The organism is Kaistella sp. (assembly GCF_041824135.1).
In the GTDB taxonomy this organism is placed as follows: domain Bacteria; phylum Bacteroidota; class Bacteroidia; order Flavobacteriales; family Weeksellaceae; genus Kaistella.
Window position 1 is genome coordinate 42,868 of the sequence record NZ_JBGZYM010000099.1, and the last position, 13,011, is coordinate 55,878.

Sequence of the window (13,011 nt, forward strand, 5' to 3'; positions counted from 1 at the left end):
ACCTATTGTTGATCAATAGGTTATTTTTTTTAATCTGTTTGTTCATTATGACTAAAACCGATTGGTTTTTTCGGTTCATCAATAATTTTATAATGTTCCAGTTCCTTTTTTAAAGCTTCTATTCGTACCGGAAAATCTTCGTAATTATTTAAAGAAACATCAAAAATAAATTGCTGTATCTGGTTCAGATAAGTTCCTGTTAGTTTTGAAGAAGCGTCTCTTAAAGAAGCGTCCAGCATTTTCTTGGTAATATTAATAGTTGTTGAATTGTCCTTTTGGTAAAGATTTCTAATTCTCCTCTTTAAACTTTGGGTAAAATCAATTAACATCGTATTTGAAAATGCCTGCATTTTTTTGGAGGTTTCTAACCAAAAAGGTAGCTGATGTGCTTTATTGTTCTCTAAGATTTTCAGTAATAATGCGTCCTCGGAAAGACCTTCTTTCATATGAAATAAAAGCATTTCTGAACGCTCCTTAATATTAGGTGGAAATATGGGAATTAAAATATCAAATCTGCCTGGAGCCAAAATTTCTTTATCAATTGTTTCTAAAGAATTTGCCGCACCGACCATCACAATTTGCTCTTTTTCGAAATGGCTGATATAATGTAAGATGATTTCTTTGGTCTCCTCATCGCAGCTTTTAACAGACTTATCTTCGCTGCGTTCACTCATTAATTGATCGAAATCTTCAAGGAACAAAAGCGTTTTTTCAGATTTCATCATCTGAATAAGGAAATCATTAAAGGTTATTCTCTGATCATCCACAAACGATGGACCCAAAAAATGTTTCTTTATTTCTTTGAATTCATAATCGATAATTTCGGCGATTTTGTTCGACCAGAATATTTTACCACATCCCGGCGGACCGTAAAGAATAATGCCAGCAGATTTATGAATACCCCAATCCTGAAGTGAAATATTACTTAAATAAGGCTCTAAAGTTTGTGAAATAAAGAAAAACAAATCACGGTAACCAATAAAATCCCGTTCTGCTAACCGAGTGCTTTTACCAAAATAATTATAAATGAATTTGTAATTTCCGCCCAGTTGATTGTCGATTCCGAAGCTGGAAACAGATGATTTGTACTTTCCATTATCGAATAATTTGGGTTTATCTTTCTGAATGATTTTTGCCACTTGATCTTTTGGCTGATCGATATTTTCTGCGATTTCTTCAATCGACTTGGTTTGATTTAAATCTTCTGAATACTTTCTTAAGAAAACGATATTCTCACGGGCAAACTTTACAAAATCATTTTTGACCTCAAAGTTGGTTGTAATACATTCTGAAAGTTCCAAATCAAAGTCCTGAATAAATTTGATAAAACTTTCAGTTGGGATTTTCAGTTCTTTTGCGAGGTCAGCTAATTTCATAAACACATAATTTTTAGACTAAACTCAAATGTACAAATTTATCTGAAAATGTATTTTAGAAAATAAGAGTAGAAGACTATGATCAAGGTTCAAAAGTTTCAAACTTTCCATTTTCATAGAAGAATATGATTCTTTTGATCTTAACATCTTGTTTATCAATAGTTTCAATCGGAATGACAGGTTTAGGAATCTCTAATCGCTGAGAATCGGATATTTTTTGCTTTTCATCTAGTAGTTCAGAAATATTTGATTCCTGAGGATTCTCTGGTGCGACTCGATCTTCAGATTCTGTGATTCCAAAGGCTTCATCATTAATTAAAGAGAACAAATCGGGCAGGGAAGTAGGTTTTGATTTTTCTGGAGTTGCCTTTGTTTCCGTAGGAATTACGGGCTTTTTCAACATTTCGCCTTCACCTTCAATCAACCATTCCCATTCTAATTCAGGAAAGCGATTTTTGATCTTCATTAAAAAATCTAAAGAAGGTTTATTTCTTCCGGAAGTGATATGAGAAATACTCGAACGTTGAACTTCGATTTCATCTGCGAATTCTGAGAGTGATAATTCAGAATAGGTAATAACTTTTGAAATTCTTTCCTTTAAATCCATATTACAAATGTAAATATAATTTTACAATTATAAATTACAAAAGTAAACAGTGTGAAATCTTAAAACTTTACAAATGTAAATAAAATCTATAAGGCGTTGATTTACAATAATACTGAATGTTTACATTATTAAATTAACCCGGAAAATGTTGATTGCGTCCAGTTATATAGTCACTTTTTATTCAGATACATTTAATGCTAGAAAGTGGTTTGAATAAATTATCAGAAGAATTATCGACTATACAGTTAACCCGGAAAAATCTGATTAACCCAGATCTTCATACGGAAATTTTCAGAATGATAGTAGATTAAACGGAGATACGATTTAATTTTTAAGGGTCTTAAATGTTTTTTATCGGTCCTTAGTAATGACAATTACTTTCTTAAATGATCATCATTTTTAGGATCATATTTTAATTTTCGGTCCTTTTTATGTTCCGGTAAAACCAATGAGAGGAAGACGCTTCCACCAAGTATTCCAACAATGATGAACAATGAATCTGTGGTAGAGAAACCTAATTGATCCAGATATTCATGCAACAACATCTTGAACCCGATAAAGGTTAATAAGAGCGCCAATCCAACCTTTAAGAATCTAAATTTATCGATTACGCCTGCCAATAAAAAGAACATGGAACGTAGGCCAATAATTGCAAATATATTAGAGAAGAAGACGATATACGGATCCTTAGTAACAGAGAATATGGCGGGAATACTGTCCACAGCGAAGATCAAATCGGTAAATTCTATGATGATCAACACCAAAAATAAAGGCGTCATTTTTTTTACCCCATTAATGGTCACAAAGAACTTGTTTCCTACAAAGTGATTGTGAACTTTAAAATACTTATTGGCAAACTTTACGACAGGATGCTTTTGAGTATCAATTTTCTCATCGTGGTCTTTTTCGAAGAACATCTTAACTCCCGTAAATACAAGGAAAGCACCAAAGACATACATAATCCATTCAAATTTCTGGATTAAAGCTGCACCTAGAAAGATGAACATAAAGCGCATCACAATCGCCCCAAGAATCCCCCAAAACAAAACACGGTGGTAATTTCTTGGAGCCACACCGAAAGCGGTAAACACCAAAACCATTACAAATATATTGTCAATAGATAAGGCATATTCAACGACATAGCCTGTTAAATATTCCAGCCCTAAATTTTGATTATATAAATAAAGACTACTTCCTAAGTCGCCAGGTATGATTTTAACGGGATGGTGATGTTTGGAAATCACCTGTTGTAATTTCTCGATACTGTCGATGCCATGGAGTAGGTGACCGTAGTTGGTTAGAACAAAATAGAAACACATCGAAAGTGCAACCACGAAAAAACTCATCAAGCCAGCTTGTTTCATCGAAACGGTATCTGATTTTTTATTCAATAGTCCTAAATCCAACGCGAGGATAATTAGGATGAATACGATGAAACCTAATAAGAAAATACTTTCGTTTGTCATAAAATTTTAAAGTACAAATATAATCAATTTAAAGAATTATTAAAATGGTTACAAATGTAAACAAGTAGATAATAGGGACTTATCCACAGGACTTCTTGTTTATGTTTTTTATCGTCAAATAGGGTTTTTAGACCGAAATTTTACTTAAAGTAAATAAGAACTAATGCATGAGATGAATCAAATAAATAACTGATTTACAATTAATTATAAAATTTGATTAAAATTAATGCAATCCACAATTTTACCAACAGACATTCTGACATTTTGAACCGTTTGATGAATTTACAAAAGTTAATTACGTTTTTAGAAAAGAAAATTCTAAATTTGGAAATTGTAAAATTGAAATTAATGCTGACAAACCTGAACTACCTACAAAACCCTAATTTTCCAAACCGCTATATTTCCCCAGATAAATTATTTAATTTCCTACAGGCGAATTACAGCGCTGTTATTTCTCAGCTTGGGTCGTCTTTTTTAGAGCGACCTATTTATAAAATGAGTTTGGGTGCTGGTGCTATCAAAGTGTTGGCGTGGTCTCAAATGCATGGTAATGAATCTAATGCTACGCATGCGATGTTAGATTTATTGGAAATTTTTAAATATCAGCCAGACCTTCAGAAGGATTTGTTCTCAAAAATCACTTTGGATTTTATCTTTATGCTAAATCCTGACGGTTCAGAGAAATGGACAAGAAGAAATGGACATGATATCGATCTTAACAGAGACTTTTTAAAACAATCAAGTAAGGAGTTCCCTTTCCTGAAAGAATTGGCTCATAAAGGTTCGTATGATTATGCTTTGAATCTCCACGAACAGAGAACGATTTTCAGTACAGACGGAATTCATCCGGCGACTTTATCTTTTTTAGCTCCTGCTGAAGATTTTGAAAGAACCATTACGGAAACCCGCAAAAAGGCAATGGCAGTTATTGCCCGAATTTACGAAAAGCTGGAGGCAGAAATTCCAAATCAGATTGCCAGATATTCTGATGAGTTTTATCCAAGTTCAACAGGTGATAACTTTACGAAATTTGGAATTCCAACCATTCTTTTTGAAGGTGGCCATTTTCAAAACGATTATAAAAGAACTGGAACCCGGAAATATTATACTTTAGCTTTGTACGAAGGTTTGGTTGCTATTTCCGAGTTAGCCGGTAAAACTGATGGTTGGGAAAGTTATCAGCAAATACCTGAAAATAAAGAATCGCACTATGATTTGATTTACAGAAATGTAAAGTTGAATACCGATTTTGAATGTATTCTGGACGTTGCCGTGCAATACAAGGAAGAAATAAAACCTGAGGATGATGAGATATCTTTTGTCCCAATTGTTGTCGAAGTTGGTGATATCGGTAAAAAGAAAGGCTGGAAAGAAATTGACTGTACTGGAAAATCATTTGTTTCAGATAGAAAATTTCCGAAGTTAGACGAAGAAGTCGATTTCAAAATTGAATAAAAAAAAGCGAGGTCGATAGACTTCGCTTTTGTATTGATAGAATAATTAAAATTAATTAACGACTTTAATTCCGCTGGCCATAAATCTTATTTCTTCTTCAGGTTTCGTGATCGCATCAATTTCTGATTGTGGTTTTTTAGCATCTTCCGCATAATGTTTTTGCTCATCGACAGAAGTCACTTTCGTCTCTGCATTACCTTCTAAAATAACAGTTTTCCCTTCGAGCGCCGTCGGCACAAAAAAGGCATAATCTTTCATTTTCACGAAAAATTTCTCATTGTTTTCAGTTTCTACGGTGAACCAGCAGCCTTTTTTATCGCAAACGTTCACCACTTTTCCTTTCACCGCAACGTTTTCAACCTTTGCAGATTTCTTCAATTTTTGATCTAATTTTTTGGTAGTCATTGCAGATTTCTCTGCTTTTGCAGAAACTCCTGCTCCATAAATTTCTCCAACCATCGCCTTTCCTTCAGGTGGACCCATTTTTTTTGCTTCGGCAGCTTGCGAAAAAGCAACCGTAGAAAGCAGCACTGAAAATATAAGAACTAATTTTTTCATTAATTTAATTTTTACAAAAGTATCATTTTTTTTTCAATCAGAATTATTTAACAATCAGCTATTTGTATATTTAACGATATACTTGCAATCAAAATATTAAATTCTTTACATAAAATTTATATATTTAACCCTTTCTAAATTGAATTCAAAATAGCGAGGTGCTTTATTCAATGAAAATTGTAATAATACATCGGAACTAACATAATTTTTAAATAGAAAAGAAACTTTTCTCTCGTTAATATAAATTCATTTATGAATAAAAAACTCAAACTTTGGGATGCCACCATGCTTGTAATGGGCTCTATGATTGGTAGTGGAATTTTTATCGTCAGTTCTGACATGATGCGGAATTTAGGTTCTGGTTACTGGCTGATTGCCGTTTGGATCATTACCGGAATCATGACCGTGGCCGCCGCAATTTCTTATGGTGAACTTTCCTCCATGTTTCCAAAAGCGGGCGGACAATATACCTACATCACCGAAATTTTCGGAAAAATGCCAGGTTTCCTATATGGTTGGGGTTTATTTACGGTCATTCAAACTGGGACGATTGCAGCGGTAGCAATGGCTTTCGGAAAGTTCACGGCCTATTTAATACCGGCGCTCAATGCAGATCCCATTTTTCAAAGTGGTGGGTTCAAAATTACGTGGATTCAAATTCTCGCCATCGGAATCATAGTACTTCTGACGTATATCAATTCTCGCGGCTTAAAAAATGGAAAAATTTTACAGGACGTTTTCACTTCTTCAAAAATTATCGCTCTTCTAGCCATCATTATTTTCGGAGTTATTTTAGTTAAGAATTCTCAATGGGCCGAAAATATGAGCTTCGGTTGGAATGCCTTCCAGGATTTTGGTACCGAAGATGGAAATAGTTTAGCACCCTCTGGCTGGAAATCAATTGGCGGAATCACACTTTTAGGTGGAATCGCGGCGGCGATGGTTGGCTCGGTCTTCAGTTCAGTTGCGTGGGAAAACGTAACCTTCATGTCGGGTGAAATTGAAAATCCAAAGAAAAATGTGGTGAAAGCGATGGTTTTGGGAACAATAGTCGTCATGATCTTATATCTTTTTGTAAACTTCATTTATCTACACGCACTCGGTCGAGATGGGATTGCATTTGCTGAAAATAACCGTCCGGCAGTTGCTGCTTCGGAGGTTATTTTCGGAAGTACAGGTACAATCATTATGGCAATTTTAGTAATGATTTCTACTTTTGGATGTATCAATGGATTGGTTTTAGCCGGCTCAAGAGTTTTTCAAACAATGGCAAAAGACGGTTTGTTTTTTAAATCTGCCGCAGAGAATAATATCAACAACGTTCCAGGAAAATCCCTTTGGATGCAGGGCGCCTGGGCTTGCGTACTCGCTCTTTCGGGCCAGTATGGCGACTTGCTCGATATGATTTCTTTCATCATCGTCCTGTTTTACATGGTCACCGTTTTCGGTGTTATCTGGATGAGAATCAAACAACCAAACCTTGAAAGACCTTACAAGACTTGGCTTTATCCAATTACGCCAATTATTTATTTACTCATCGGAGCAGCATTTTGTACCCTTCTAATCATCTTCAAACCACAATATACCTGGCCAGGCTTCATCCTTATTTTACTTGGAGTTCCAGTGTATTGGTTTATCAACAGAAGGAAAACGCAGTAAATACTATTTTTAAAATTACTTTTTAGAAGCATTAAAGTGAGTGCAGAGTTCGACGGTCAGTCCCGCTTTCCGCACTCGCTTTTTTTCTTTTCCATTTCCTGTCCGCTGCTTAAAAGAAAAAAGAGCTCAAACAATTGCTGCAATCGGGGCTAGAACTTCTTTTTGTGCTCCTTACAAAGAGACAATTCATCGTTAATAAACATTAAGTTTCTAGTATTTTTCATTGAAGGTTAATTCACAGTAAATAATTGAACAACTCTGATTTTTAAAAGAGATCCTTTAAAGTTCACTGTCTCAATTCTAAGTTTCAAAAAAATAACTAACTTTCCAAAAAGAAATCATGTCAGAATTAGTTCCCATTTTTCAATCTTCCTATTTATACGAAATTGAAGTTGCCAAAACAAAACTTGCTTCCCGGAAGATCCCAAGCTATATTAAAAATGAATATGTTAATAATATTGCCGTATTTCCGATCTCCCAAAATTATTATTTGCTGGTGAGCGAACGTGACTTTGAGAATGCAGAAAGGGTGTTGCAAGAAAATGATGAAATTTCCGAAGACGATTTTAAAATTCAATAGATTTAAGAATTAGTAAATCTTCTAAAAAATAAAAGATGTCAGCGTTAATTCCTATTTTTCAATCTTCCTATTAATTTGAAATTGAGGTAGCCAAAAGCAAGCTCGCTTATCGCGAGATTTCAAGTTATATTAAAAACGAGTTTGTAAACAATATCGCCGTGATACCAATTACGCAGAACTACTACTTGTTGGTGAGCGAAATGGATTTCGAACCTGCGGAGAAAGTCTTGCAAGAAAATAATGAGATTACTGAAAGTGATTTTTAGAATGATCTGCGAAGCAATCTGAAATACCTGATAAAATTTTAAAAAATAGAAAAGCTTTTCCTTTTAGCCTCGATTGCAACGGCATCCTTTTTTGAGGAGGCATGACGAGGAAAAGAGTGAGTGGAAAGCGGGTGGAGTTCTCGGAAAAAAATCCATTCTTCACGCTCCTAAAAACAACCAGGTTCTGCGAATATAAAAGCCTTTTCATTTTGACTTGGCTTTTTATTTTCCCTATCTTTACGCAAAATTTTACGCAAAATGACAGACTGGAAAACCGTCAAAGAATACGAAGATATCACGTACCAAAAAAAAGGGGGAGTAGCAAGAATCGCCTTTAACAGACCGGAAGTGCGCAACGCTTTTCGACCAAAAACAACCTCAGAATTATACGATGCATTTTATCACGTTTCCGAAGATTCTTCGGTAGGCGTTGTTTTATTGACTGGCGAAGGTCCAAGTCCGAAAGATGGCGGTCATGCTTTTTGTAGCGGTGGTGATCAGCGAGCGCGTGGTGAACAAGGTTATGTAGGTGAAGATGGAAGACACCGTTTAAACATTTTAGAAGTTCAGCGCTTGATCCGTTTCATGCCGAAAGTGGTGATTGCAGTGGTTAATGGTTGGGCTGTAGGTGGTGGACATTCTTTGCATGTTGTTTGTGATCTGACTTTAGCGAGTAAGGAGCACGCGATTTTCAAACAAACCGATGCCGATGTAACCAGTTTTGATGGTGGTTACGGTTCGGCTTATTTGGCAAAAATGGTTGGACAAAAGAAAGCGAGAGAGATTTTCTTTTTAGGACGTAACTATTCTGCGCAAGAAGCTGCAGATATGGGAATGGTGAATGCCGTAATTCCACATGCTGAACTAGAAGATACTGCTTACGAATGGGCGGAAGAGATTTTAGGAAAATCACCAATGTCTATTCGGATGTTGAAATTTGCTATGAACTTAACCGATGACGGAATGGTTGGCCAGCAAGTTTTCGCCGGTGAAGCAACTCGGTTAGCCTATATGACCGAAGAAGCGAAAGAAGGTAGAAATGCTTTCCTTGAAAAAAGAAAACCCGACTTCGGAGATAATAACTGGATATCTTAAATTGAATTAGTGGAATTTCAAAACGCAGAAATTAATTTCGCAGATTTACCCAAGTTTGAAGCCGTGGAATTGCAACCTATTTCCCGGAAATATGGTTGGATCGTAGCTTTTAACTGGTTTGTTTTTTCAGTTATTTTTCTTGCTGCTTTTCTAATTTTTAATATTGTACAACCTCATTTTTTTGGAATTTACTTTAATTACGTACTTGTAGGAGCAGTTTTATTTTTGATCATCAACTACGTGGTTAGTTATTTTGGGTTTTTTAAAAGGAAATTTGCGATACGAACGCACGATATTATTTATCAGCAGGGTTTAATAAAAAGCACTACGATCATCATCCCGTATAATAGAATTCAACACGTAAATCTGGAAGAAGGATGGCTAAGCAGAGTTTTAGAAATAAAATCTATTTCCATATTTACGGCCGGACAAGACAACGGTGATATTAAAATTCACGGATTAGACAAAGAACTTTCAGAAGAAATCAATCAACACCTTTTGAATAAAATTAAGTCGGAAAATGACCAAACTGAGAGTTTAAACGTACCGGAAATAGGAGCAGATGAATCCTGATTTCGCTGGTCCACAAAGGCAATCCAAAAAAGGGATTATCATTCTAGCACTTATTTCTTACGGAAAAGTACTGAAGAATTTTTGGTTTGTTGTTTTGTATATTCTATTTAAAAAAAAGGAATATGCGGTAGAAGTTCTTTTGTTGTTGGCGATTGTTTCTCTAGTATTCGTAGTCATTAGTGCCTATATTAAATACCAATACTTCACTTACGAACTTAATTTTCAAGACGATGAATTCATTATTAAAAAAGGAGTTTTTAATAAAAAAACTATTCTTTTAGAAAAAAGTAAGATTCAGGAAGTCAATATCAATCAGCCTTTTCTCCATCGCATTTTGAATATTTATCAGTTAGAAATTGATTCTCCAGGCACCGATAAAAAGGAAATTATGATTGAGGCGATTTCGAATGAAAATGCTCAATATTTAAGAAGCTACTTGCTTGATAGAAAGGTTGCTGCTGAAGAAAACTTGACGTCAGATATACAAAAGGTTCCACAAATAAAGATTTCAATTTCATCCTTATTAAAATATGCGGTAACTGCTAATTACGTTAAAAGTTTTTTCGCCCTCATCAGTTTAGTGATCTATTTTACGCAGCAAGTCTCTAAAAATTTTAATTTAGATTTAGAAACCTATTTGAAAAATGAAATTGCGTACACCAATATTGGTAGTCTTTCTGTTTTCACTTTTATAGCGGCCTTTTTATTAGTGGCAGTTTTTGGAATATTAATTAATGTTATTCGCACTTTTGTCGTGTATTACCATTTAATTATTTCGAAATTTGATTATTATTTATCTGTTGAATACGGTTTGTTTAATACCAAAAATCAATTGATCAATAAAGATAAAGTTCAAATTATCACCATAACTCAAAACTATCTTCAAAAAAAGTGGAATGTTCTGCACTTAAAATTTAATCAAGTTGGAGAAGAAAACTCTAAAAATAACTCGAATAACATTTTGGGTATTGATGAAAAGGAGAAAAATAATATTCTGGAATTTTTATACAACAAACTGCCAGTTTTTAACAATCGTATAAAACCACATTTTAGATATATTATTTCCCGGACTGTTGCATTAATTATTCTTCCGGTTTCAATTGGTTTTTTCTTATTTTCAGAAAATGTTCCAGTTCTACTTTATTCTATTTTTTATAGTATTTTTGCGGCTGTGATTATATATTTTTCTTTTAACAACAGTCGTTTGTCTTACAATGAACATTTTATAGAAAAACAAAGTGGGATTTGGGATGTTGAACAGAAAACGCTTCAAATTGAAAAAATTCAAACGGTTACGATATCTCAATATTTCTGGCAAAAGAGATCTGATCTCGGAAATATATTTTTAAGTACAGCGGGTGGAAGTGTTAAAATGAAAACTGCAAAAATTTCAGAGTTGAGAAATGTGGCAAATTACTGCCTGTATAAAGTAGAATCTTCAGCAAAAAATTGGATGTAAAACAATGAAGGATTGGATTAGCGCAGCACGTCTGCGAACATTACCGCTTTCGATGAGTGGAATAATTTTAGGTTCTTTCATCGCACGATGGAGAATTTTGGAAAACGGTGGGACATGGGATTGGAAGATTTTTGCAATGGCTTTGGTCGTTACATTATTGTATCAAATTCTATCAAATTTCGCCAACGATTACGGTGACGGAATCAAAGGAACAGATCACCTAAGAGTGAATGAAGCAGAGAAAAGAGCCGTAGCTTCCGGAAGAATCACCGCAACGCAAATGCGAAATGCAGTAATTTTATTTTCTATTTTATCATTAATCGCTACAATTGCACTTTTATATTTTGCTTTCTTTAAAGAAAACCTAATGAACGAATTTTACACGTTTGTCGGGTTGGGAATTGCCTGCATATTAGCCGCGATTGGCTATACGATCGGTAAAAAACCTTATGGTTATTTAGGGTTGGGTGATATCATGGTATTTATCTTTTTCGGCTTGGTTTCGGTTTGTGGAAGTTATTTTCTTTTTACCAAACATTTCGATTGGGATATGCTTTTGCCGGCAACAGCAGTAGGTTTATTGAGTGCTGCAGTTTTAAATCTCAACAATATGCGCGACATCGAAAGTGATGCGGCAAGTGGTAAGAAAACGCTGGCCTTAAGATTAGGGTTTAAAAAAGCAATGGTTTATGAAATCATTTTACTGCAATTGCCTTTATTGCTGATGTTGGTATTTATGATGATGAACGGTTTGCATACGCAAGGTAAATATTACGCCTTTATCTTTTTTATTCTGATGCTGCCTATGACGGCACTTCGTCGTAAGATCATGCAGGTGAAAGAACCAAGAGAGCTCGATCCTTTTCTAAAACAGGTCGGGATCATGACTTTGACCATGGCAATTTTGGTGGCTGCAGGTCTTAATTATTTCAATTAAATTTTAATCAATTTAAAACATCTAAAATGAAAGTAAAATTTCTAGGACAGAACTGTTTTCTGTTCACCTACAAAGGAAAAAATATATTATCGGACCCATTTTATAATTATCAAATAGAGCAATCGCAGTTTGATATCACTGCTCAGAAAATCGATTATGTACTCATTACCCACGCACACGGCGATCATATTGCTGATGTGAAAGAAGTTTTGCAACATCATCCGGAAGCTTCTGTAATTGGGCAGCCTGAGATCTGTGGCTATTTTGGTCATCCGAATTCTATTGATATTAATTTAGGTGGGTCTGCGAAGATTGAGGATTTAAAAATCTCAATGGTGCCGGCAAGTCACACCAGCTCTTTCCCTGACGGAACTTATGGCGGTGAACCTTGCGGCTATATTTTCAGGTTTTCCGGTAAAAATATTTATATGGCAGGCGACACTGGTGTAATGGCAGATATGGAAATGTTCCCTAAACTATTTGGAAACATTGATCTGGCAATACTTCCTGTTGGTTCCCATTATACAATGTGTGCGCGTAAAGCAAGTTTTGCTGCAGCAGAATTATTAAAAACGAAGAGAGTGATTGGATGTCATTTCGATACTTTTCCTCCCATTAAGATTAATCACGAGGATGCTCATCAACTCTTTTCAGATAGAAATATCGAATTTTCTTTACCACAATTGGGTGAAGATTTTGAAATTTAAAAGGATAACTAATTAAAAGAGAAAGGTTTTCACACTTCACGAATGAATGTAAAGTTTTAGAAATGCAGAATAATCTACTTGAAATTAAAGAGAACAGAATGAATATCAGAACTTTAAGTGAAATAAAATTACCAGAATATAAGGCACAAAAAATGGCAAGCTACCTAAATCACACCGCTACAACCGATTACCTTTGCTGCGTTCCCACCCTGGAGGAGTCTCAGGAGCTGGTTGTTTAGGACTTGCCGTTGCAAATATACGCCTTTAATTGAA

Annotated in this window: 12 protein-coding genes and 1 other RNA gene; 8 read left to right on the forward strand and 5 right to left on the reverse strand. The window is 34.9% G+C overall.

The features are described from left to right. Positions 1-29 precede the first annotated feature (29 nt). The 3 genes from ACEYOS_RS12750 to ACEYOS_RS12760 all read right to left on the reverse strand — a co-directional run bounded on the left by ACEYOS_RS12750 (position 30) and on the right by ACEYOS_RS12760 (position 3,449). Positions 30-1,376, reverse strand: coding sequence for an AAA family ATPase (locus tag ACEYOS_RS12750; protein ID WP_373709042.1), 1,347 nt, complete (start codon positions 1,374-1,376; stop codon positions 30-32). 82 nt (positions 1,377-1,458) lie between these two features. Continuing rightward, on the reverse strand, positions 1,459-1,983 hold the full coding sequence (locus ACEYOS_RS12755) for a helix-turn-helix domain-containing protein (RefSeq protein ID WP_373709041.1): 525 nt from the start codon (positions 1,981-1,983) through the stop codon (positions 1,459-1,461). A 374-nt stretch (positions 1,984-2,357) separates the two neighbouring features. Then, positions 2,358-3,449, reverse strand: a complete 1,092-nt coding sequence (locus tag ACEYOS_RS12760; RefSeq protein ID WP_373709040.1) for a TerC family protein — start codon at positions 3,447-3,449, stop codon at positions 2,358-2,360. 348 nt (positions 3,450-3,797) lie between these two features. Between ACEYOS_RS12760 and ACEYOS_RS12765 the strand changes: the two genes are divergently transcribed. Continuing rightward, positions 3,798-4,904: a M14 family zinc carboxypeptidase gene (locus ACEYOS_RS12765; protein WP_373709039.1), complete on the forward strand. Its 1,107-nt coding sequence runs from the start codon at positions 3,798-3,800 to the stop codon at positions 4,902-4,904. A gap of 51 nt (positions 4,905-4,955) precedes the next feature. Here the strand turns inward: ACEYOS_RS12765 and ACEYOS_RS12770 are convergent, their stop codons facing one another. Further along, entirely contained in the window at positions 4,956-5,462 is a 507-nt protein-coding gene (locus ACEYOS_RS12770) for a DUF4920 domain-containing protein (RefSeq protein WP_373709038.1), read from the reverse strand. 252 nt (positions 5,463-5,714) lie between these two features. Between ACEYOS_RS12770 and ACEYOS_RS12775 the strand changes: the two genes are divergently transcribed. The 7 genes from ACEYOS_RS12775 to ACEYOS_RS12805 all read left to right on the forward strand — a co-directional run bounded on the left by ACEYOS_RS12775 (position 5,715) and on the right by ACEYOS_RS12805 (position 12,738). Next, complete coding sequence (locus ACEYOS_RS12775; RefSeq protein WP_373709037.1) at positions 5,715-7,121, forward strand: APC family permease; 1,407 nt, start codon at positions 5,715-5,717, stop codon at positions 7,119-7,121. 340 nt (positions 7,122-7,461) lie between these two features. Further along, a complete protein-coding gene (locus tag ACEYOS_RS12780) occupies positions 7,462-7,701 on the forward strand; it encodes a putative signal transducing protein (protein WP_373709036.1) in 240 nt (79 codons plus the stop codon). Between the two features lie 524 nt (positions 7,702-8,225). Next, complete coding sequence (locus tag ACEYOS_RS12785; RefSeq protein ID WP_193812564.1) at positions 8,226-9,062, forward strand: 1,4-dihydroxy-2-naphthoyl-CoA synthase; 837 nt, start codon at positions 8,226-8,228, stop codon at positions 9,060-9,062. A 9-nt stretch (positions 9,063-9,071) separates the two neighbouring features. Next, positions 9,072-9,635 carry a PH domain-containing protein gene (locus tag ACEYOS_RS12790; RefSeq protein ID WP_373709035.1) on the forward strand — a complete coding sequence of 188 codons (564 nt, stop codon included), beginning with the start codon at positions 9,072-9,074 and terminating at the stop codon, positions 9,633-9,635. Further along, a complete protein-coding gene (locus ACEYOS_RS12795) occupies positions 9,625-11,094 on the forward strand; it encodes a PH domain-containing protein (protein WP_373709034.1) in 1,470 nt (489 codons plus the stop codon). The genes ACEYOS_RS12790 and ACEYOS_RS12795 overlap by 11 nt, the downstream gene beginning before the upstream one ends. Positions 11,095-11,098: 4 nt before the next feature. Next, entirely contained in the window at positions 11,099-12,031 is a 933-nt protein-coding gene (gene menA, locus ACEYOS_RS12800; protein ID WP_373709033.1) for a 1,4-dihydroxy-2-naphthoate octaprenyltransferase, read from the forward strand. Positions 12,032-12,057: 26 nt separating this feature from the next. Then, positions 12,058-12,738, forward strand: a complete 681-nt coding sequence (locus ACEYOS_RS12805; RefSeq protein ID WP_373709032.1) for a metal-dependent hydrolase — start codon at positions 12,058-12,060, stop codon at positions 12,736-12,738. Between the two features lie 150 nt (positions 12,739-12,888). Here the strand turns inward: ACEYOS_RS12805 and ffs are convergent. Then, positions 12,889-12,986, reverse strand: an RNA gene (gene ffs / locus ACEYOS_RS12810) — signal recognition particle sRNA small type. Positions 12,987-13,011 lie beyond the last annotated feature (25 nt).